Source organism: Nocardia sp. Root136, from assembly GCF_001427185.1.
GTDB lineage: Bacteria > Actinomycetota > Actinomycetes > Mycobacteriales > Mycobacteriaceae > Nocardia > Nocardia salmonicida.
This window is the reverse complement of the sequence record NZ_LMFE01000010.1, coordinates 186691-208291: the sequence shown is the minus strand read 5'-3', so window position 1 is coordinate 208291 and position 21601 is coordinate 186691. Positions and strand designations below refer to the sequence as shown.

The 21601-nt window shown below is 65.8% G+C and carries 20 protein-coding genes, 1 tRNA gene and 1 pseudogene; 19 read left to right on the top strand and 3 right to left on the bottom strand.

Annotated elements, in window-relative coordinates:
• The first annotated feature begins 1 nt into the window (after position 1).
• From ASD42_RS25870 to ASD42_RS25835, 10 genes and pseudogenes are all read left to right on the top strand, one after another.
• On the top strand, positions 2–613 hold the full coding sequence (locus ASD42_RS25870) for a DUF2637 domain-containing protein (protein WP_084787336.1): 612 nt from the start codon (positions 2–4) through the stop codon (positions 611–613).
• Between the two features lies 1 nt (position 614).
• Positions 615–839 (top strand): hypothetical protein, encoded by a 225-nt coding sequence (locus ASD42_RS25865; RefSeq protein ID WP_056821302.1) that lies wholly within the window; start codon positions 615–617, stop codon positions 837–839.
• Positions 839–1228, top strand: a complete 390-nt coding sequence (locus tag ASD42_RS25860; protein ID WP_056821300.1) for a hypothetical protein — start codon at positions 839–841, stop codon at positions 1226–1228. Before ASD42_RS25865 ends, ASD42_RS25860 begins: the two co-directional genes overlap by 1 nt.
• Positions 1228–2592 carry an FtsK/SpoIIIE domain-containing protein gene (locus tag ASD42_RS25855; protein ID WP_056821298.1) on the top strand — a complete coding sequence of 455 codons (1365 nt, stop codon included), beginning with the start codon at positions 1228–1230 and terminating at the stop codon, positions 2590–2592. Before ASD42_RS25860 ends, ASD42_RS25855 begins: the two co-directional genes overlap by 1 nt.
• 207 nt (positions 2593–2799) lie before the next feature.
• Positions 2800–2991, top strand: a complete 192-nt coding sequence (locus tag ASD42_RS25850) for a hypothetical protein (RefSeq protein ID WP_056821296.1) — start codon at positions 2800–2802, stop codon at positions 2989–2991.
• Entirely contained in the window at positions 2988–3212 is a 225-nt protein-coding gene (locus ASD42_RS34580) for a hypothetical protein (RefSeq protein WP_156677591.1), read from the top strand. The genes ASD42_RS25850 and ASD42_RS34580 overlap by 4 nt, the downstream gene beginning before the upstream one ends.
• Positions 3209–3811 carry a hypothetical protein gene (locus tag ASD42_RS25845; RefSeq protein WP_056821294.1) on the top strand — a complete coding sequence of 201 codons (603 nt, stop codon included), beginning with the start codon at positions 3209–3211 and terminating at the stop codon, positions 3809–3811. The genes ASD42_RS34580 and ASD42_RS25845 overlap by 4 nt, the downstream gene beginning before the upstream one ends.
• Positions 3808–4750: pseudogene (locus ASD42_RS35910) on the top strand (replication initiator); the annotation flags it as partial. The gene ASD42_RS25845 and the pseudogene ASD42_RS35910, both read left to right, overlap by 4 nt.
• 149 nt (positions 4751–4899) lie before the next feature.
• The gene (locus tag ASD42_RS35755; protein ID WP_442938674.1) at positions 4900–5676 is read left to right on the top strand and encodes a replication initiator; all 777 of its coding nucleotides are present in this window, start codon (positions 4900–4902) and stop codon (positions 5674–5676) included.
• 466 nt (positions 5677–6142) lie between these two features.
• Positions 6143–7309 carry a site-specific integrase gene (locus tag ASD42_RS25835; RefSeq protein WP_200950518.1) on the top strand — a complete coding sequence of 389 codons (1167 nt, stop codon included), beginning with the start codon at positions 6143–6145 and terminating at the stop codon, positions 7307–7309.
• Between the two features lie 57 nt (positions 7310–7366).
• Here the strand turns inward: ASD42_RS25835 and ASD42_RS25830 are convergent.
• A tRNA-Asn gene (locus tag ASD42_RS25830) sits at positions 7367–7439 on the bottom strand.
• 210 nt (positions 7440–7649) lie between these two features.
• Between ASD42_RS25830 and ASD42_RS25825 the strand changes: the two genes are divergently transcribed.
• Positions 7650–7895 carry a hypothetical protein gene (locus tag ASD42_RS25825; protein WP_056821808.1) on the top strand — a complete coding sequence of 82 codons (246 nt, stop codon included), beginning with the start codon at positions 7650–7652 and terminating at the stop codon, positions 7893–7895.
• 324 nt (positions 7896–8219) lie between these two features.
• Positions 8220–8375, top strand: a complete 156-nt coding sequence (locus tag ASD42_RS34570; RefSeq protein WP_156677589.1) for a hypothetical protein — start codon at positions 8220–8222, stop codon at positions 8373–8375.
• A 27-nt stretch (positions 8376–8402) separates the two neighbouring features.
• Here the strand turns inward: ASD42_RS34570 and ASD42_RS25820 are convergent, their stop codons facing one another.
• A complete protein-coding gene (locus ASD42_RS25820; RefSeq protein ID WP_156677588.1) occupies positions 8403–8903 on the bottom strand; it encodes a hypothetical protein in 501 nt (166 codons plus the stop codon).
• A gap of 410 nt (positions 8904–9313) precedes the next feature.
• Between ASD42_RS25820 and ASD42_RS25815 the strand changes: the two genes are divergently transcribed.
• The 7 genes from ASD42_RS25815 to ASD42_RS25785 all read left to right on the top strand — a co-directional run bounded on the left by ASD42_RS25815 (position 9314) and on the right by ASD42_RS25785 (position 20233).
• Positions 9314–10333 carry a trypsin-like serine peptidase gene (locus tag ASD42_RS25815; protein ID WP_131816491.1) on the top strand — a complete coding sequence of 340 codons (1020 nt, stop codon included), beginning with the start codon at positions 9314–9316 and terminating at the stop codon, positions 10331–10333.
• Positions 10334–10345: 12 nt separating this feature from the next.
• On the top strand, positions 10346–11500 hold the full coding sequence (locus ASD42_RS25810) for a S8 family peptidase (RefSeq protein ID WP_056821286.1): 1155 nt from the start codon (positions 10346–10348) through the stop codon (positions 11498–11500).
• Between the two features lie 5 nt (positions 11501–11505).
• Complete coding sequence (locus ASD42_RS25805; RefSeq protein WP_056821283.1) at positions 11506–15777, top strand: nSTAND1 domain-containing NTPase; 4272 nt, start codon at positions 11506–11508, stop codon at positions 15775–15777.
• 2 nt (positions 15778–15779) lie between these two features.
• Entirely contained in the window at positions 15780–16679 is a 900-nt protein-coding gene (locus ASD42_RS25800; RefSeq protein WP_156677587.1) for a DUF4231 domain-containing protein, read from the top strand.
• A 114-nt stretch (positions 16680–16793) separates the two neighbouring features.
• The gene (locus tag ASD42_RS25795) at positions 16794–18428 is read left to right on the top strand and encodes a serine/threonine-protein kinase (RefSeq protein WP_084787307.1); all 1635 of its coding nucleotides are present in this window, start codon (positions 16794–16796) and stop codon (positions 18426–18428) included.
• A gap of 104 nt (positions 18429–18532) precedes the next feature.
• Positions 18533–18907: an amphi-Trp domain-containing protein gene (locus tag ASD42_RS25790; RefSeq protein ID WP_056821279.1), complete on the top strand. Its 375-nt coding sequence runs from the start codon at positions 18533–18535 to the stop codon at positions 18905–18907.
• Positions 18908–18916: 9 nt separating this feature from the next.
• Entirely contained in the window at positions 18917–20233 is a 1317-nt protein-coding gene (locus ASD42_RS25785; protein WP_056821278.1) for a diacylglycerol/lipid kinase family protein, read from the top strand.
• Here ASD42_RS25785 and ASD42_RS25780 read toward each other — a convergent pair.
• Complete coding sequence (locus ASD42_RS25780) at positions 20228–21373, bottom strand: DUF2254 family protein (protein ID WP_056821277.1); 1146 nt, start codon at positions 21371–21373, stop codon at positions 20228–20230. The two genes, ASD42_RS25785 and ASD42_RS25780, sit on opposite strands and share 6 nt — an antisense overlap.
• Between the last annotated feature and the right edge of the window lie 228 nt (positions 21374–21601).

Sequence of the window (21601 nt, the reverse complement as noted above, 5' to 3'; positions counted from 1 at the left end):
CGTGAGTACGGCGGATCAGCAGCCCAAAAGTGTTCGGTGGGCTCGCTGGTCCGCCGTTCTCATCGTCCTAGTCATCGGTGGGGCCGCGTTCGTTCTCTCGTTCGCGGCTCTGCGTGACCTCGCGATCAGGGCTCACACTCCCAACGGACTGGCGTGGCTGTTCCCGGTGATCGTGGACGGCACCATCATTCAAGCCACGATCGCGGTCCTGGCCCTGGCCGACAGCCCCGAACGAACCTTCTTCACCCGCGTGCTGATCGCCGGGGCCACGGTCTCGATCGGCGGGAACATCGCTCACGCACTGGTCTCGGGTCATGGTGCTTTGGCTGCGATCCTCGCGGTGATCGCCCCCGCCGCACTGCTGCTCGACACCCACGGTCTGGCTGTGCTGCTGCGCTCTCGCAACACCCCAAAGCTCGCACCCACTACGCCACCTGTCGTGGCCGAAACGGCCAAAACCCCTACCCCCGAACCCGTTCCGGCTCCGATGCCGACGAGTTCGCCGATTCTCCCGGCACCTGTCCGGCCGACCACACCGCCACCTGTGCGGGTGGTCCAGCCATTCCAACCTCCGCGCCCTGTTCCGGTCGCGGTCCCTTCAGGAGGTCATTGACATGCAATACCCGCTGCCACATTCAGTTCTGATCCCGTTGGGCGAAAAGACCGCCCTGCGCACCGTCGAGGCGATCGACGCAAGGTTTGTCCACCGGTTCGACACGGTGGAGGTGAAGCTGGGTGCTTCCTGTCTGCTGCTCACCTTCGCCGATGCCGCTGACCTGGTGGACAAGCTCGCCGAAGCGCTGGAAGCTCGCACCTCGACTCTGCGGGTGGTGGCGTGATGCTGCACCAGCAGGAAGGTCACTGGGTCTTCAACAAGGAACCGAATTGGGTTCGCGCCGAGATGCAGGTCGGTAGCCGTCTCTACCTCGACACCGGCGTTCCCGCTGCCCGGTACTTCGACTACGTCAACCGCGGCCACGGCGGAATTGTGCTCAGCCTCGGTCATGTGCCGGGAACACCATCTTTCCGGATGGAACTCGGTGTCGACGATGCCATGCAGCTGATCGACATCCTGGCCGCTGCTGTCGTTGACGGGCGTATCGCGATGGTGGCGGCCAAGGCGGAGGTCGAGCGTGGCGAGGTTGTGGAGCCGATCCCGCCGATCCCGTTCGTGGACGTGACCGCGGAGCCCTGCCAGTGGCGTTGCTGCCGAGAGCGGGTCCTCTGATGGGCACCACTGTTGTCGCTCTGTCGACGATCCTGGCCACCGGAATGATGCTGTGGTGGCGTCGCCTCGATGGGGTACGTCCTGCGGCTTCGGCTTCGGAATCTGACCCGTTGGCGCATGTGCCGACCGAACTGCGTACTGCGGTCATGATCATGACCGACTCCCGCCAGCTCGCCTACATGTGGGTCGCGATCGGACTCGGAGGTCCTGACCGCGGTTGGCCGAACGTTCTCACGATGACTCGGGTGCCGTCCGGTGCTGTCGCTGAGGTGCAGATGCTCGGCGGTCAGAAGGTCACGGACTGGACCAACGAGGACACCCGCGACCAGCTCGCCCAGTACCTCGGTGTACCGAAAGTACTTGTTACACAAACAGGTCCAGGCTTCCTGGCTCTGGATTTGCGGTGCTGGGACACTCTTGCCGATCCCGTAGTCGTCCATCCCGATGCGTTCACCGCTACCGGTGTCGATCTGTCGGCGGTCCCGGTGGGTGTGCGTGAGGACGGTCAACTGTGGCTGGTCCGGTTGCTCGGTACCCATATCTTGCTCGCCGGTGCCACCGGATCGGGTAAGGGCTCGGTGTTGTGGTCGCTGGTCGCTGGAATCGGTCCCGCGATCACCGCTGGATATGTCGATGTGTGGGTGGCAGACCCCAAGGGCGGCATGGAATTTTCCCGTGGTGAGGAGCTGTGGACACGGTTCGAATGGACCGCTGCCGGGATCCTGGGCATGCTCGCCGACGCGGTCGCGCAGATGCAGGAACGTACCGCCCAGCTCAAGGCTGCCCGGATCCGCAAGTTCACGCCGTCACCCGATATGCCGCTGGTGTGGATCGTCATCGACGAAGGCGCGGCCCTGTCCTCGTTCGCTTCTCGCGAGGAGCAGGAGCAGTTCCGTCAGCACACGGGCATGTTGCAAACCCAGGGCCGTGCGGTCGGCTACTCGGTCACTGCGGCTGTGCAGGACCCCTCGAAAGAGACGATGCCGAACCGGCAACTGTTTCCGATCCGCATCGGCTTGCGCCTCGAGGAGTCCAACCAGATCAGGATGATCCACGGCGAAGAAGCCAAGGACAGGGGTGCCCGCTGCGACCAAATCCCCTTTGACACACCCGGTGTCGGCTACGTCGCCGAGGACGGCAAAGAAGGATTCGCGCGGGTCCGGGCGTTCATGGTCACCGATGATGACATCGACACCCTGGTAGCCGTCTACGGCCCACCCGCACCGGACTACACACCCCAAGCCGACTACACCGACTTCGACCCCGACTACATCCCCGGCGAAGACGACGACCTCGGGCAGGCGGACCGAATCCCACGTCGTCACCTACTGCGACACCTGCGGCGACATCCTCACCGACGCTGACGGGGAATCGATCTGCTTCGACTCCACCAACCAAGCCGTTTCGTTCCTCACCGCCGACCGTGCAAGCGGCTGGGTCTACGACGGCGACACCGTCGTCTGTGACATCTGCGTCGCGACTCAGCAGTGCCAGCGCGATGGCCATCGGTTCACCGAACTCGAATGCACCGTCTGCGGCATCTTCCCCGCCGATCACAAGGAGTACTGACCATGGCACGCAAGAACAACACCCGCACCGACAACGGTCTCGCCGACGTCATCGACTTCCAGACCCGCAGCCGTTGCCGGTCCGAAGCCCGCGGCCTGGACCCCCTCGCCGTCGCGGTCACGATGCTCGCCGAGACCGGCCACGCCCCCGCCTGGAACGACTACGGCACGGACGGATGGGACGACGCAGCATGACGAAAGGACCGGCCTACGCCCCGCATTGGGGCCTGCTCGTCGGCGAGACAGTCCACCCGCTGCCCAAAGCTCGCGTGGCGGGAGATGCCTACATAGCCGCTGGCAAGGACAGTCGAAGCCCCGAAGTGGTCTACCGACACAACACAGCTGACCCGTGGCTCACCTTCTCCAGTGACGAAGAAGCTCCCACCCAGCTCGAATTCGATTGGACCCCAGCATGACTCGCACAACCACCACGACCACGAACGACACCGACTTCGGCGACGTGGTCATGGAAATGCTCGGCAACCTCTTGGTCGCCATCGTCACCGCGGCGTTCCACCTGGTGTGGTTGGCGGTCCTGTTCCCGATGGTGTCGGTTCCCGGGGTCGGGGTGGCTGGTGTGGCTGTCGCGGGGATGGTGCTGTGGCGAGTGTTGAGCCCGCAGACCTTCGAGCGCTGGCTCACCGGTCGCATCCGGTCTCGTTGGTTGGCCTGGTTCCGCTACCGCCGCCGCTGGGCCGCTGTGATGGATGCTTGCCTGCTGACCAAGAAGGACGGCGACCGGGTGAGCGTCCCGCGGCTGATGGGTGTGCGGATCGGGGAATCGTTGGACACGGTCCGGGTAAAGATGCTGCCCGGACATGCCCCCGCCGACTGGGAAAACCGTGTCGAGCACCTGGCCCACGCCTTCGGTACCCGCCACGCCCGAGTTGCGATCGTCGGCGCCAGCCTCCTCGAGATCACATTCCGCCGCTCCGATTCGCTGGCCGAACCGATCGTCGTCGACTTCGAATCGATGGCCGGATTCAAAACCTTGCCGTCGCGCAAGGCCGCATGAACACCACCAACGATCACCTAGCTGAGGGAGGCCGCACCATGGACACCACCACCAACACCGCCCAATCCGTGCCCGCGGCTTCCCTCGGCCGTACAACTGCCGCTCAGCGTCGGGCGATGCCGTCGCTCAAGGACATCGCCGAATCGGCCGCCGAGAAGGAAGGCGTGTGTGCTCGGGTCATTCCGATGCGGGCCGTCGACGATTCCACTGGCAAGATCTCCTACGTCGGTGCCCCGTGCAAATGCCGCTTCGAAGCGATCTGCCCGGCCTGCGCCAAGGCCTACCGCACCCTTCGCATGAACCAGCTCCGTGAAGGGTGGTGCCTGAGTAAGGAACCGGTCGACGAGACCGTCGAGCCGACTCAGGAACAAACAGACTTGCTCAGTGCCCGCGGACTCCTGTTCGACCAGTTCCGCCTGGCCCTCGACGACGAAGACACCGACCTCGCCGACTCGATCCGGGCCTTGGTCGCCGAGATAGATACCGAATTGCGGGACCTCGGTGTGAAGGGCAGGTTTCCGTCTCTGGATGAGAAGCCACGTCGTAAGGCGAAGTCCACTCGCCGTCGCCAGGACGTGCCGAACCTGCCTCGCCGCAAGGTCGAAAAGCGGACCTTGGGTCAGGTGTACAACGGCTACCAGCCCTCCACGTTCCTGACGGTCACCCTCGGCAGCTACGGCGCAATTAACCAGGTGTGGGACCCCAAGGCAGGCAAAGACGGCAAGGGTGCGTTGGTCTCGGATGGTTCCCCGGTCGACCCCGAAACCTACGACTACTCCCGCGCTGCCCGTGACGCCATCCACTTCGCCGCATTGGTCGATCGCTGGGTGCAGAACCTGCGACGGGCCGTCGGCTGGGACGTGCAGTACTTCGGCAGTGTCGAACCGCAGAAGCGTGGGGCCCCGCACGCGCACATCGCTATTCGTGGGTCGGTGTCGANCATCCACTTCGCCGCATTGGTCGATCGCTGGGTGCAGAACCTGCGACGGGCCGTCGGCTGGGACGTGCAGTACTTCGGCAGTGTCGAACCGCAGAAGCGTGGGGCCCCGCACGCGCACATCGCTATTCGTGGGTCGGTGTCGAACAAGATGCTCAAGGCGGTCACCGCGGCGACCTACCGCCAGATCTGGTGGCCGCACTTCGACAAGCCGGTCTACCGCGACGGACAGATGCCCGAATGGGATTACGTCGCCGGCACTTTCGTCGACCCCCAAACCGGCGACCCGCTGACTTCCTGGGATGACGCTCTCGCGGTGATGGACGAGGTAGACGACCTCGAACCGGCTCACGTGATCCGGTTCGGTTTGCAGGCCAAGCCGATTCAGATCCTCGGTGGCACCGACAAGATGGAACGACGGGTGCGCTACCTGACCAAGTACCTCACCAAGAGTGTCGCCGACCTGCTCGAACCGGGTTCGCGTCGTGTCGCCGAACACTACGACCGTTTGCACGCGGAGATGTGCGTGACGCCCTGCTCGCCGAAATGCGGGGTGTGGTTGCGCTACGGGATCGTCCCCAAGGGTGCCAGCGAGAAGACCCAGCCCGGCTACTGCAAGGGCAAAGCGCACCGCCGCGACACCCTCGGTCTGCCTGGTCGCCGGGTCCTGAACTCGAAGAAGTGGACCGGCAAGACCTTGCCCGACCACAAGGCCGAACGCGCGGAGTTTGTTCGGCAACAGCTCTCACACGTGCGCGTGTACCCGGTCCCGCCGGGCGATCCGGACGCACCACCGCGCGAACACCTCGTGATGGCGCTGGTGAATGCCCGCTCGATATGGCGGGTCGAATACACCGCCGCACGAATGGCTTTTGCTCCCGAACCGCCAGACCCAACGACTTCCGTTCAGCAACACGAAGCAGCCTGAGAGGGGATCACGATGCAACGCCTACAGACTGGACTCACCGCTACGCGCTGGGCCGACACCAGAGAGGCAGCGGCAATCATCCATTGCCATCCGGAGGTGCTTCGGCGCTGGCATCGCGAAGGCTCTGCACCGTTCGCGCTTCCCACTCCGAAACGTCGTGGGCGGCAATATTTTTGGGACATCGATGCCCTGCATGCGGCTATGGATGCAATGCAGACCGACGAGCGGTACACCGGGACCGATGGCTAGAACTGGTCGACCGCCGCGTCCTGTCGGCGTTCCTGGAAATGTCCGGCGAACTGAGCTCCGTCCGGGTCATTGGGAAGCTGAGACGTGGGTCCGGGACCGTAGTGGGCGACCACGCCGAGTCAGCCGAGTGTCACCGGACCGCTACGACAGCCGGGGCCGGCGAATTCCGGACAAGGACGGAAGTCGTGCCGAGGTGGCCGTGCGTGAGGCGGTATCCATGCTTGCCCCGGACTCCGAAAGTGAGATCACCAGGGCGACGACTGTTTCTCAGCTGTGGACGGCGTACCGGGTCTATCTGGTCAAAAAGGACCGCGCCGAAGGCACGCTCGCGCTGTACGACCGTTGGGCGGCAATGTTGATCGCCGAGTACGGATTTCGCCGTATCGGTCCGGAGGAATTCAAGACGAGCACGGCGGAGACCTTCCTGGATACCGTCGCCGCTGGGCATGGTCGGGGCTCGATGCTCAATGCCCGGTCGATGATGTCGGGGATGTTCCGATTCGCTGTCCGCAAGAACGCGCTGGAGGTGAATCCTGTTCGAGAAGCCGAGATTCCCGAGAACGTGGAGGCCAAAGGCAGGACCGGGGGAGCGGGCCATATCGAGATAGACGACCTGCGATTCATCCTCGCCTCGGTGTACTGGTCCACGGTGCCGTGCCCTCGCAAGTTGACCAAGGCTGAGCAAGCTCGCGGTATCCGCACCTACACCCCGCCCACGGTCGCCGAGTACTGCGACGATGCGGACCTGGCCGACGTGATCGTGATGATGAGCGCGATCGGACAGCGTCCCAGCCAGGTCCTCGGACTCGCGTGGCCGTTCTACGACAGCAAGAAGAAGGAGATCCGGACCGTGGGCAAGGTCATCCGGGTCAAGGGCAAGGGCCTGGTCCGAGTGGTTCGTGACAGGGACCCCAAGAACCCGCAGGGCACGATCGCCCTTCCCGGCTACGCGGTGGACATGCTCGACCGGCGTCGTGAGCGGATGGAGCAGCGCAAGCGGGATTGCCCTCCGCCGATCGGCTACGACGTGGATCTGATCTTTCCGTCGACGGAATGGACCTTGCGGGATCCTGTCAACGTCTCGCACCAGTGGCAGCGAGTGCGTGAAGCCCTCGAACTGCCCGACGATCTGAGCCCGTATGCCTTCCGCAAGCTTGTGGCGATGGTCCTCGATGATGCGAAGTTGTCGGCCCGAGTGACCGCGGATGTGCTCCAGCATGCCGATCCGGCGATGACTCAGCGCAAGTACATGCGGCGTGGAAAGGTGCACCATGACGCCGCGGCGGTGATCCATGATGCCGTGATGGGTGGCATGGGACCGGCTGATGGTCGAAGACCGACGCGGGGCGACTTTTCGGAGACTTTCCGGAACTTTAGCGCCTGATGGTACGAGAAAAGCCCCTGACTTCCGCACAGAAGCGCTGGTCAGGGGCTTTTTATGCTCCCCCATCTGGACTCGAACCAGAAACCTGCCGATTAACAGTCGGCTGCTCTGCCAATTGAGCTATAGGGGATTGCCCTGGGTGGTTAGACTCAGGCGGTCTGCCTTGGCGGGCTGACCGAGATGAAACTTTAGCGCATCGTGTCGCGGGAACCCAAATCGGGGCGCTACCTGCGGACATGCGGCGTATAACGATGTGCTGTCGAACGGTGGCCGGATCGACAGGGGTGGGGCGGCTGGGGCAGGATGGACCCGCACACAGACGTGGGAGGAGCTCCAGGAGATGCTGCGGTTGATCATCGGCGTAGCGGCCGGTTATGTGCTTGGTACGAAGGCCGGTCGGGCGCGCTACGAACAGATCACTGCGGCCTCGCGAGCGGTCGCGGGTAGTCCGGTGACCAGGAAGCTGGTGTCGGTGAGCCGGCAGAAGCTGTCGGACAAGTTGAGCACCCAGCCGAAGCTGGAGCCGATGGAGCCGATCGACGAGCGCACCACGGTGCTGATCCCGCACAACCAGCTGCGCCGCTGAGCCCACTCGGGCCGGTGTCGGATGGTGGCAGGTAGGTCCGCATTGCGCCGATACCAAGGGAGCTTCGACGTCGGGGACGGCTCGATCCGATTCCGCCTGACTCATGGTCGAACTGGCTGATCAGCGCCGGGATCGCTGTGGTTTGCGAGATTCCTTGCGGTTCAGCGCATTCGACAGGCACAGCGCGCGAGTCCTCGGTCTCGGGTCTCGGGGCCTGGCTGCCGGGCTTCGAGTTCGGTGAGCCGTTGCGCGAGCACCGTGATGTCCCTCCACTAGGCTCGGCGAAACTACAGCTCAGACAAACCGATACACGGGGGAATCGTTATGACCGATCCGCAACTGAACGTTATCGGCACCGCACCGGTGTCATTGTTCAGCGCCCAGAATCTCAGCGACGTAAGTACGGAACCCGTCGAGACGGTCCCTGGCAACCATCTGCCGACCTTCCTGGCCGCTGTCGAAGACCCAGACCTCACCTGACCGGCCCGCTACGCCGCGTTCTCGGCCTCACTGCGTAGCCGGCGGCGATCCTCCCGGTTTACCGGATCGGTTGTTGAGCCACTGAGTGACGCGCGATAGACGCTGTGGCGCGAATACGCCGAGAAGCAAGAGCGCGAAGGGAAACCCGAACAGTGCGGTGGGGATCAGCCATACCAGGTCCTCGGCTGCCCGGAGCGCACTGTGGTAGGCGTACGGCTCAGCACCGATGTCGATGAGCCGTGGCCGCGCGGTGACGACATCGCCCGCGTCCACCCCGTATAGCCGCACTGTCCGGCCATCGGCGTCCACCCGTCCTTCGCCGGGCCTGCCGTCGCTTCCGAAGCTGGAACCCGAAGACCCTGTGGTTACCTTCACCCGCATGGTCTCCCCGTAGCCGAGCCAGTAGGCGACGACGTTGACCGGTTGGGTGATCGAGAACAGGGCCACGGAACCGAGGCAGAGGCCGAAGAGGGCGAGCAGTAGGACGATGAGAATGCGCGATCCTGGGCGCTTGGCAGTGCTTGTCACGGTCTCCACCTTCGTGTCCGGCAATCATGGCTGCTCGGCGATCGGGGGATGACTACCGCGATAACGCGTGGATCGACCACCGAACCCCCGTTTCAGCTCCCCAGCAGACCCTGCTTGATCTTCGCCCCCGCGGACACAGCCGACGGCTCGAAGCCCGCGCAGCGGAAAGGCTACCGGCTTCGACCGAAAGTTTCTGCCTAGCAGAAGAATTCGCCGACGATCGGTCAGGGGCGCGATACGCGGCAAGTGCGAGGTGGGATTCACAGCACGTAGTACTGCGCGAGAAATTGGGGTAGCCGGGTACTCGTGTCAGCTCGCGCACATCCTCGTACGTTCGAAAACAGCCTGAAAATCTGCGGCTGACGTTGGCGTTTGGGACATCGGAGCCGCTCGAGTATCGAGGAGCACGAATGTCTACCGCAATGACCACGCTGACTTCGCCCAAAGGTCAACCGCTGACTCTGGTCGGCGACGCGAAGTTCTCACCGAACTCGGTGTATCCCCGTGTCGAACCGCCGTACGGCGACGAACTCGGCCCTGTCCTGGAGATGTCGGACTACGAGCTCGCCGAAGCCTTGCGGCCGGTGATCTACAACGACGGCAAGGAGTACACGACCGAGGCGCCGACCACCACGTTCGTCGAGCTGCTTCGGGAGGACCGGGAACGCCGCACAGCGTCCTACACTGCGCTGTCGCGCTCCCGGTCCGAACAGCTCGATTCCTCGTCGCTGCACGCGTTGTCGGGAATCATCGGCTCGGACAACCGCGTCGTGCGCCGCGACAACACGGTGTATCCGATGAGCACGGTCGCCTATCTCGCGCTCGCGAACGGGGGATACTCGGGGTCAGCGACGATGGTCGGGCCGTCGACCGCCGTGACCGCGGCGCACGTGGTGCACAACGGGACGAACTGGCTTCCGTTCGCCTCCGTCGCACCCGGTACCGATCGCCAAGACCCGACGCCGATGCCCTTCGGCAGCCATGGCGGATACAACGTGACGGTCCCCGGCGGCTGGGTCAACAACGCGGGCGGCGACGCGCGGTTCGACTACGCCGTCATCGAATTCTCCGGATACGGCGACTTCCCCGGCCGTGCATCGGGGTGGAAGGGGCTGTGGGTCGCGCCCGACAACGTGGTGAGCGGCAACCGGATGTACCTCTACGGCCATCCGAGTGACAAGGCGCAACCTCAGATCTGGGGCAACGAGGGCAACGGCATCCTCAACGGTCAGTACATCAACTTCTTCATGGATGCCTGGTACGGCGACAGCGGTTCGGGGCTCTATGTGTACGACACCGACGGATGGCCCTACGTCGTGGGCGTGCTGCGCGGTGCCACCGGCGCGATCGGCGACAACAGCAAGCCCAACTTCGGGCGGCGGATGACTCGCGACGTCTACGACTTCATCGTCGCGTACTCGGCTCTGTAGGAAGGAATCATCATGTCCGACACCATCTCTGCCGAGCCGGTAGCCGGCGTCGCATTCGACTCCGTGGTACCCGTCGAGAAGCCGCTGCAGACCGACCTGACGGTGATGCCCGAACTGCTCGAGGTCGATCTGTTGGTGCGCGCGGCGGAGGCGCGCACCAAGTTCAACGTCGACGGATCCGGCATGACGGTCGCCGTCCTCGATACCGGGCTCCGCACCACCCACGTCGACTTCTCCGGCCGTGTGCGGGCGGGCCGGAACTTCACGTCCGACAACAACGGTTCGCCCACCGATCCGACCGACGGGCAGGGGCACGGAACCAACGTCGCGGGGATCATCTGCGCCGGCGGCGTGCACACCGGGATGGCGCCGCGCGCGAAGATCGTGCCCGTCAAGGTCCTCGGTAACTCCGGCGGCGGTAGTTTCCTGGCGATTCGCGACGCACTGCTCTGGGTGCTGGCCAATCGAACATCGCTCGGTATTTCCGCGGTGTGTATGTCGCTCGGCGCCTCGGACAACAACACCTCGGACGCGGATTTCGCGGGTGACGGCATCGGCGATGCGATGCGGAAGCTCACCGACGTCGGCGTCGCCTGCTGTGTGGCGGCGGGTAACGACTACTTCGGCCACCACAGTGGCCAAGGCATGAGCTACCCGGCGATCTTCCGGCAGACGATCAGTGTCGGTGCGGTCTACGACGCCGACGAAGGATCGTTCAGCTACGGCTCCGGAGCAACCGCTCTCTCGACGGCGCCGGACCGGATCACGCCGTTCTCGCAGCGTCTGCACGCGAGCGTGGGCGGCGATTGCGCGACCGATATCTTCGCGCCGGGCGCCCCGACGACCTCCTCGGGGATCCGCAACGACAGCGGCGAGTCGATCCAGCACGGCACCAGTCAGGCCACGCCCGTGGTCGCCGGCATCGTGTTGCTGATTCAGCAATTCCATCTGCGGGTGGCCGGGACGATGCCGTCGGTCGCCGATGTTCGCAAATGGCTGCTGGCGGGTGCCGTGCCGATCGTGGATGGCGACGACGAGAACGACAACGTCGTCCACACCGGGCAGACGTTCAGCCGGATCAGCGCGTTCGGCGCGCTCACCGCGTGCGCGAAGGACGTGGCGAGGTCGGCGCTGGTCGAAGCGGGCATCGACCGTTCGCGGGTGTAGCTGCCATGAACGCCGATCGTTCGGCCGAGCGCGAGGGTGACCCGCGCTCGGCGCGAGCGCATTCCGGCAAGATCGCGAGGCTGTTCCTCAGCCATTCGAGCCGGGACAGCCGCGAGGCGGTCGCGCTGCGGGCGTGGCTGATCGAGGCGGAGCCCGGTCTGGCAGGCGAGATCTTCCTCGATCTCGACCAGGACACCGGGATTCCGGCCGGTGTTCGGTGGAAGGACGCTTTGCGCCGGGCGGGCGACCGCTGTGAGGCGGTGATCTGTCTGCTGTCGGACAACTGGGACAGCTCTCATGAGTGCAAGGTCGAATACCGCCATGCCGAGTCCATGAACAAGCCGATCTTCACCGTCCGCCTCGAACCGCTGACGGGGCGCGACATGACCAGTGAATGGCAGCGTTGCGACCTGTTCGGGGAGGGACCGAAGACCGCGATCTCGGTGGACGGGGAAACGGTCGAGTTCCTGACCGAGGGGTTGCAGCGGCTCCGTTACGGCCTGCGGGCCGCGGGCATCGGCGCCGACACCTTCGCCTGGCCACCGCCCGGCGACCCCGGCCGTGCACCCTACCGAGGGTGGGAACCGCTCGAATCCGTCGATGCCGCAGTATATTTCGGCCGCGACGCGCAGATCGGGCGAGCGATGGACGCGGTGCGCGGCCTGCGTAGCCTTGGTGGCGGCCACCTGTTCGTAGTCCTCGGTCCCTCCGGCGTCGGTAAGTCGTCGTTCGTGCGGGCCGGGTTGCTGCCTCGTCTGGCTCGCGACGACCGACACTTCCTCACCATGGACATCGTGCGTCCGCACCGCAGAGCGCTCACCGGCGACGCCGGATTCGCACGGTCGATCCATGCGTTGCGCGTCGGCGTCGGGCTGCGTCGGCCCGGGCTCACCGAGATCGAGGACGGTGTCCGCGATATCGAACAGGTGCGGGCTTGGCTGATCGAGGCCCAGCAGGCCGCGCGGGAGCGCGTCCTGGACTCCGACGACGATCCGGTGCCGACGCTGATCCTGCCGATCGACCAGGCCGAGGAACTGTTCGGCCCCGAGGCCGGCGAGCAGGCAGGCGTGCTGCTCACCCTGCTCGGCGGCCTGCTCGACCGCGAGCGCGGGATCACGATGATCGCGGTCGCCACGATCCGCTCCGACCGCTACGAACCGCTGCAGACCGCACCCATGCTGGCGTCGGTCGCGGTGCGGCCGTTCGACGATCTGAAGCCGATGCCACAGGCCCAGTTCAAGGAGGTCATCGTCGGGCCGGTGCGGCGGGCGAGCGAAGCGGGCGCGGAGTTGTCCTTCGCCCCGGATTTGGTGGAACGTCTGCTCGACGACTGGTCGCGCGGCGCCGACACCCTGCCGCTGCTCTCGCTCACCCTCGCCCGGCTGTATCAGGACTACGGTGACGGGGAGATCACCCTCGCGCACTACGAATCCCTCGGCGGATTGCGGCGCGTGGTGCAGCGGGAGGTCGACGAACTGCTCGACGACGATCCCGAGGTCCGCGCCGGGCAGTTGGCGATCTTGCGACGGGCGTTCGTGCCGTGGCTGGCGACGATCAACTCCGGCAACGACCAGCCGATGCGCCGCCCCGCCCGCTGGTTCGATCTGCCGCCGGAGAGTCATCCGTTGCTCGAGGCGTTCGTCGCGCGCAGGTTGCTGGTCAAGGACGAGCGCGACGGGGCAGTTGTCGTCGAGGTCGCCTTGGAAAGCCTGCTGCGCCAATGGGATACGCTCGCCGACTGGCTGCGGGTGGAGGCCGCCGATCTCGAGGCCGCCGACAATCTCGAGCGGGCCGCGCAGGCGTGGGAGCAAAACGGGCGGCGCGAGGAATGGCTGCTGGCGGGGTCGCGACTCACCGACGCCGAATCACTCGCCGCCGCACCAGGATTCCGCGAGCGGCTCAACCCGATGCGGAGTTTGTTGCTGGACTCGCGGCGCGCCGAGGATCAGCGCATCGAGGAGGAACGTCGGCACCAGGAGGATGAGCTGCGGGCGGCGAGGGAACGTCAGCTCGCGGCGGAGACGTTGGCGGCCACGGAGAGTCGGGCAAAAGAAGACGCGCAGCGCAGCGCGCGGGCGTTGCACCGGCGGTCGCGGATTCTGCGGGTGGCGCTGGTGTTGACCATGGTTGCCGCGTTGGTTGCGGGGCTGTTGTGGGTGCGTGCGGATCGGGCGCAGGAAAAGGCCGTCGCCGAGAACCGTCATGCGACCGTCATGGCATTGTCGGCGCATTCGCATCGTATGCTCTCGGGCAAGTGGCCGGGCAAGAGCAACGACATCCTCGGCATGCAGATGGTCATCGCCGCGCACCGCTTCGATGCGGGAGCCCGGCAGGAGTTCGCCCTGCTCGAAGCTATTTACCAGCAAGGCAAGCTCCGCAAGATTGTCAGTATGAACGGGGCCGAGGTCGCGAGCGTTGCCTATAGCCCGGACGGGAAGCTGATTGCGGCCGCCAAAGGTAGCGAGATCGAACTACTCGACGCCGCCACATGGAAGCCGATCGGCGATCCGATGTCAGGTCACAAGTCAGAGGTGGCACGCATTGCGTTCAGTCCGGACGGTGCCCGCCTCGTGTCCGCGGGCCGAGATCGAACGGTGCGGCTGTGGGACATCGGGTCTCAGAAGCAGATCGGTGCCGAAATGCGCGGCCACACCGGAGCGGTCGTCGGCGTCGCGTTCAGCCCGGACGGCCGCCATATCGCATCGGCGGGCTGGGACAAGACTGTCCGGCTCTGGAATGCCGACACGCAGCAGCAGATCAGCGAGATGACCGGGCACACGATGCCGGTGACAGCGGTGGCATTCGGCGGGGGTGGGCTGATCGCCTCAGGCGACTTCGGCGGCAGCGTGCGCCTGTGGGACGCCCAGTCGGGACTGCTTTCGGGCGAGCCGCTGACCGCCTACACGCACAGTGCGGTGAACAGTCTTGCCTTCGACTGGAACGGTGACCGACTCGTGGTCGCGGGATTCGATCTCCAGCAGTGGGATTCGAGGACCCACCAGCCGATCGGGGAGCCGATGCGTGGGCACACAGCGGCTGTGGAACAAGTAACTTACAGTCGCGACAGCTCCGAGATCGCCTCGGCAAGCGATGACAAGTCGATTCGGCTGTGGGATGCGAAGACGGGCCGATCCCTCGGTGAGCCACTCGAAGGACACGAACTCATCGTGTCCAGCATCGCATTTCACCCCGACTCGGGTCGAGTCCTGTCCGGGAGCTACGACTCCACCGTCCGTGAGTGGGATGTGCGCGAGGGGCGAGTTATCCACCCCGGCGACAAAGTGTCCAGCGCGGACGTGAGTCCGACCGGCCGACAGATTGTCTCCGGCGGTGTGGACGGCACGATCCGGCAGTGGGACACAGAAACCGGTGCACAGATCGGCCCCTCGATCCGAGGTGAACACGGAATCCCCCTCCCGGAATACGCCGCCGAAGGCACACAGGTCGAGTCCGTTGGGTTCAGCAAGGAGTCCCTCACCTTGACCGACATTCGGTTCTGGGATGCCGTATCGGGCGTGGCGATCGGGCCGCCGATCACTCTGCCGCCGGAAACGACCAACGTGGTGCACGATTCGGGTCGACGCAGGATGGTGACCACCTCCGACGGCCATACCCAGATCCGCGACATGACGAGTATGCGGCCGATCGGGCTGGAACTGCGCCATGACGATGGCTCCGTGCTAGCGATATCGATCGACAACAACGGAAGCCATATCGCCACCGGTGCCTCGGACTACTCGGTGCGGTTGTGGGATGCGAACACCGGCCAGTCGGTCGGCCAGCCGATGGCTGGACAGGCGTGGGTCAAAAGCACCGCCTTCAGCCCGGACAGTCGCCTGCTCGCCGTCGGCTACGAGGACAAATCGGTTCGCATCTGGGACACCGACACCAGCCAACAAATCGGCGAGCCTATGTGGCAGGACGGCCCCGCCAGTCAGATCCGATTCTCTCCGGACGGCCGCACAATCGTTACGGTCGGCACCGACAACGTGCTGCGGCTGTGGGACGTGGAGACGCACAACCAAATCGGTCCTCCGTTGGTCGGTCACGGTGCCCCGATTACCGCTGTCGACTTCACTTCCGACGGATCTCGAATCATGTCGGCGAGCGTGGACGAGACCATCCGGATATGGCCCGTACCAACCGCCTCGCCCGAGCAACTCTGCGCCAAGCTGACCCACAACATGAGCCGAGAGATGTGGCGGAGCTGGGTCTCTTCGGAGATCGACTACGTCGTGCTGTGCGAGGGACTGCCGATCGCCGGTGAGGAGGAGTAGTGATGCTCACCGACGAGGACCTTCTGAACACTCTCTGGCAGAGGCGAACTCGCTGGTCGAGCACCGCTACCCGGATGAAGCGCCGCTTGGATCGCGTGCGCCTCACAGTCTTGTTCCTCGGGAGCTGGGGCGCGATCGCCACGGCCTCGACCACCACCATCCTCCGCGCGGCGGGCACCCCGACCCGCATCGTGGCGCTCTCGGGCGCGGTGGCGCTGGCGGTGGCGACGTTCCTCACCGCCCAGTTCCTCACCGCGGAATCGACCCGCCGCTGGACCCGAGCGCGGGCGGTCTCCGAAGGCATCAAGCACCGCATTCTCACCTACCGCGCCACCGGCGACGCGCGACAGTACAGGCGATTGCAGGCCGACATCGATGGCATCGAGCAGTCGGCCGAGGACCTGCTGCCACTGCTCGTACCCGGTGGCGAAGCCGTCCAGGCTCCACCGTCGATGCACCCCGACGAGTACGTCCGCGATCGGATAAGGGCCCAGATCGACGACTACTACCTACCCGCCGCCCGCTGCTACAGCACCCGTGCCACCCGGCTGCGCCGCGCCGCCATCGGCCTCGGCCTCGCAGCCACGATCGTCGCCGCGATCAACACCGGCGTCGGCGCGGAAGCGTCGGGGCGGATCGCTCCCTGGGTCGCGGTCATGACCACGCTGAGCGGATCGTTGCTGGCCTACCTCGCGGGCAAGCGGTACGACTTCCTGGTGATGACCTACCTCGCCACCGCGAATCGTCTGCAGCGGCGGCTCGATCGCTGGCGCACCGACGGATCGCCCACCGACCAGGTCCGGTGGGTGGAGTTCGTCGCGGACTGCGAGAACACCATCTCGCTGGAGAACGCGAGCTGGATGGCGAAATGGGGCGAGCGCGCGGAGGTCAACGGCACGTAGTGAACTCGCCGTCATCGCTGAACCAGCGCAGGCGAATCGACTTCCGGCAGTCGTCGGCCGGGGCGGATAGCCTGATCGCAGTCACGTGGGTGGTCGTGACGCGAAGGAGCGGTGATGGAGTTCGGGCCTGGGGCGATCCTCGCGGGGTATCGCATCGAGCGCAGGGTCGGCGGTGGGGGGATGGGGGCGGTGTATCTGGCCCAGCATCCGCGGCTGCCGCGCAAGGACGCGCTGAAGGTGCTCGACGCGCGGCTGGCGGTGGAGCCGACGTTTCGGGCGCGGTTCGAGCGTGAGGCCGATCTGGCTGCGCGGCTGCGGCATCCGAATGTTGTGCAGATCTTCGACCGGGGGGTCGATGGTGACCGGTTGTGGATCGCGATGCAGTTCGTGGACGGGCTCGACGCGGCGCAGCTGCTACGGCACGGGTTGTCGGTGCTCACGCCGGAGCGGGCGGTTCGCATCGTCGCCGAGGCGGCCGAGGGACTGGACTACGCGCATCGGCAGGGACTGCTGCATCGCGACATCAAACCGGCGAACCTGCTGATCGCGCGTGCCGACGACGGCACCGACGAGGTACTGGTCACCGATTTCGGGATCGCTCGAAGCATGGGGGAGACGACCAGTCTCACCTCCGCGGGATCGGTGCTCGGCACGCTCGCGTACGCCGCGCCCGAACAGCTGGAGGGGCATCCGCTCGATGTGCGTACCGATGTGTACGCCCTCGGCGGCACCCTCTACGAGCTGCTCACCGGTTTCGTTCCGTTCCAGCGGGAGAGTCCGGCCGCGTTGATCAGCGCGCATCTGATCGAGCCGCCGCCGCGCCCGTCGGCCGGTAATCCGGCGCTGCCGCAGGCCATGGACGCGGTGATCGCGCGGGCGATGGCGAAGAACCCGGACGACCGGTACGCCAGCTGCGGGGAGCTCGCCGCCGCGGCGATCGCTGCCCTCACCGGCAGGCCGGTGGTGGGGGATACCGCTGTGCTGCAGCGAGAAACGCGACTCTCGCGTGCGTCCGGCGCATCGCTGACGAGGAGAGTCCTGCTCGGGGTGGGCGGCGCGGCGGTGGTGGCCGGGGTGACCGCGTTCGCTGTGCTCACCGCCAAGGATCGGGGTGGATCGGACGCGCCGATGACCTCGCCGGTCGCGCAGATCGGTGCGGTCCCGGGCAGTCCGAAGGCGGCGACGGTTCTGCGTCCCTGGCTCGACGATGTTCTCGCCGGGGATATGAGCGCGCTGATCCGCAAGTGCTGGACCCAGTCGCCCGCCGAGATTCCCGGGATGTACGGCGACGTCGAGCAGATCGTCGACGCGGTGCGTCGGCCCGGCGTCCTCGGCCAGTTCGGACCGTATTGGGAGAACGACGCGCTTCACGTCAGTTTGCGTCCCAGCGAGTTGCGGTCCGGCGACGGCTGCCCGATCGTCAGCGACCGATCGGCGACCCGGCTCACCGAGGAGCAAGCGCGCTATACCGCCGAGCGCTATTTGAGCCGGGTCGTCGGTGACCCCGTGAACCCGGCCGACATAGAACCGGACTACCCGCTGCTGTGCGACGGCGCGCAGCCGGGCGACACCCTGTCCGGAGTGCGGCGCTTCGAGGACAAGGCACTCACGATCCGTGGTTCCACGGGCTCGGTCGTGACCGTCAGCGCGCCGGTGACCAGCGCCGACGGTGTGACGTCAGCGGTCGACCTCACTCTCGACCATGCCGCGAACGGATTCTGCGTATCGCGCATCGACCGAGCAGGTTGAGCGTCCGGTGGCAGGCGCAGCTCATCCGAAAAGGGTGATCCGTCCGACTCGCCGACGCGGCTAGCGTGAGTAGACATCCACGCTGAATCCAGTCAGGAGTTGCCGTGCCGAAGTTGGAGATCAAGAGGAAATCCGAGCTCTCCCGCAAAGAGGTAGGCGAGCGGCTCATCACGATCGGCCGAGCTATCGCCCACGGTTCCGAAGTGGAATTCGAGACCGGTGGCGACTCGATCGAGATCGTTGTCGCCGACCGGGTTCGATGGGAATTCGAGATCGAAGTCGACGGCGACGAGACCGAAATCGAAATCGAGATCAGCTGGCGTGACGATCCCGCCACCGAATCGGCCGCCGCGGCACCGAAGACGCCACCGAAGTCGGCAACGAAGTCGGTACCGAGGACGGCAACGAAGTCGGCAACGAAGTCGACACCGGCCAAGCCCGCGCGCCGCCCCAGGGCGCGCAAAACGACCGCCAAGTGATCCGCCTCCATGACCAACACCGACACGACCGATAGCCACGCCCGACGCTGGTGGGCATGGCTGGCGTTCGTCTGCGCCGCCGCGGCGGCGGTGGTGCCCGTGCTCGCCGCGGGCGTCCTCGGCGCCATGGCGCTGCTCATCGTCGGCACCGGCGGCGTCGTGGTCGCGGTGGCGGCGCTCTACTCGTTTGTCACCCGGTTCGGAATACTGCGGTGGATCGCTCTCGGCGTCGCACTGCTCGCGCCGATCGTCGTCGTGGTCTCGTTCGTGCGGGCGAATCTGCTGTGGGTCGTTCTGGTCTCCGGTGTGCTCGCGCTGGTGACCGTCGTCGCCGCTCGCATCGCCCTGCGCGGCAGCGGCGCGGACACGACGATGCCCGAATACTCCGTTCCACCGGCACAGCGTCCGTTCCTGATCATGAATCCGCGCTCCGGTGGCGGCAAAGTGTCGAAGTTCGACCTCGTGCGCAAAGCCGAAGAGTTGGGCGCCCGAGTCGTTCTTCTCGAAGGGCCGGAGGAAATCGACGTCACCGCATTGGCCCAACGCGCGGTGGCGGAGGGGGCCGATCTGCTCGGGGTCGCGGGCGGCGACGGGACCCAGGCGCTGGTCGCGGCGGTGGCCGTCGAACACGATCTGCCGTTCCTGGTGATCAGCGCCGGAACCCGCAATCACTTCGCCATGGACCTCGGACTCGATCGCGCCGATCCCACCCGGTCACTCGACGCGCTGCGCGACGGTGTGGAGTTGCGCGTCGACCTCGGCATCGTCAACGGGCGTCCCTTCGTCAACAACGCCTCGTTCGGGGTGTACGCGGAGATCGTGCGTAGCCCGGCTTACCGCGATGACAAGACCGCGACGGTGCTGGCTCTGCTGCCCGATCTGCTCAACGGGCACAGCGGGCCGAAACTGGTCGCCCGGATCGGTGAGATCACGGTGGAGGGACCACAGGCGATTCTGGTGAGCAACAACCCGTACGGCAGCAACGATCTGGCGGGACTGAGCCGTCGTGTTCGCCTCGATCGCGGTGTGCTCGGCGCGGTCACACTGTCGGTCACCAGCACCAGGGACGCGGTCGGTCTGCTCCGCCGAACCCGCCTTCGCGGCCTGGCGCAGGCAACGGCGATCGAGCTGACCATCGACGCGGACGCCCCCGAGATTCCGGCAGGCATCGACGGCGAATCCCTGCTCCTCGACACTCCGGTGCGGTGCACCATCCGACCGGCGGCATTGCGAGTGCGAGTGCCGAGGAACAGACCGGGAGTGCGCCCCGCCAGCGCGGCCTTCGACTGGGCCCGACTGTGGCGAACGGCTCGCTCCGGGTCATAGCGCGGCCACCTTGTCGTCGAGCAGAGCCAATCGCCTGTCGAGCTGTGCGGTGTGCTCGGGCAGGGCCCGCTCGCGTACTCGCCGTAGCGCGTCGCGCAGACCTGTGACGACCATCGGCGAGCCGACGACGAACGCGATGTCGTCGACGCTCGTCCGGAGGAATTCCTCCCATCCGGGCCGTTGAACGACAAGTCTTTCGACGCCGTCGTGGTCGGTGTGGCGCGTCGGTTCCAGACGTCTCGCGGCCACCCAGCCGAGCAGATCTTCCAATTCGTCGAAGGCCTGCACGGCGGTCGCCGGGTCGTTCACCGCCGGGGACAACGCGCGGAGCGCGATATCGGACAGCAGTCGAAACGCGAGGAGCGGATCCTGGTCGAAAATCCGTTCGTCGCCGACGACGAGCCCTCGAAGCACCGGCGCGGCGGACAGTTCGCCGCCGTGCACGTCCGCCACGGGACTGCCGTGATGCAGTGTGGCGCCGGGAGTCGCACGCAGGACGATGACCGCGTTCGCCGCTGTAGCGGCATCGATCAGCCGGGTCACGTCGACCCGTTGCAGCACCACGGGGGGCCGCTGCCAGACGATCGTCGTCGGTGACGGCGGCAGGGACTGCGATTCGAGGTCGTGCCCGGTGTACACGGCGTCGAGCACGATGCGCCCGCGGTCGGCGATCGTGCCGAGCGCGGGCGCCAATTGAATAGCGGAGAAGGCTCTCAACTGCAGTGTCCGCAACTGCTCGATCAGCAAGAGCAACAGCAGCATCGCCAAGATCGGTACGAATACCGAGACCTCGGGATTTCTGCCGATGGCGATGGCGGCGGTCACACAGAAGGCGACCAATCCGAGGGCGAAGCCGAAGGTCCGCCAGACGATCGGGTCGTCGCGGAACATCATCAACCGGGGTGTGAAAGTGGTGGCCACCCACTGCACCACCAGGAAAAGCATCGAGAAGATGAGGGCAACCGCGCCGAGTAGGCCGATCCCGATCGAGAGCAGCGCGCCCGCCACCTGGGCGCTCGGCGCGCGCGGTCCCGAGTCGATTCTCGGGACGACCAGTCCCATCCCGAGCCCGACGAACATGAAGGCGAGCTGGGACAGGCCGGCTCGCAGGCGGCGGGTGCGGACTACCCTGGCGCGCACTCTCAGCTCCTGTCGGCATAAAAGGACAATGCGGACTCTGCGATGGTCACACATCGACCATCGGGATCGACTCACCCGAAACGGATGACTCCCTGTGCGCTGTGGTGGCTACAGTGGCCCGGTGCGACGGTGGCGGGGCGAGAGCGGGTCGGGTCGACCCACCTCAGGGGTAACCCCTGGGAGCGTCTTGTCAGTTGGGCTCAGCGTCCGGAGCAAGGGCGCACGCTT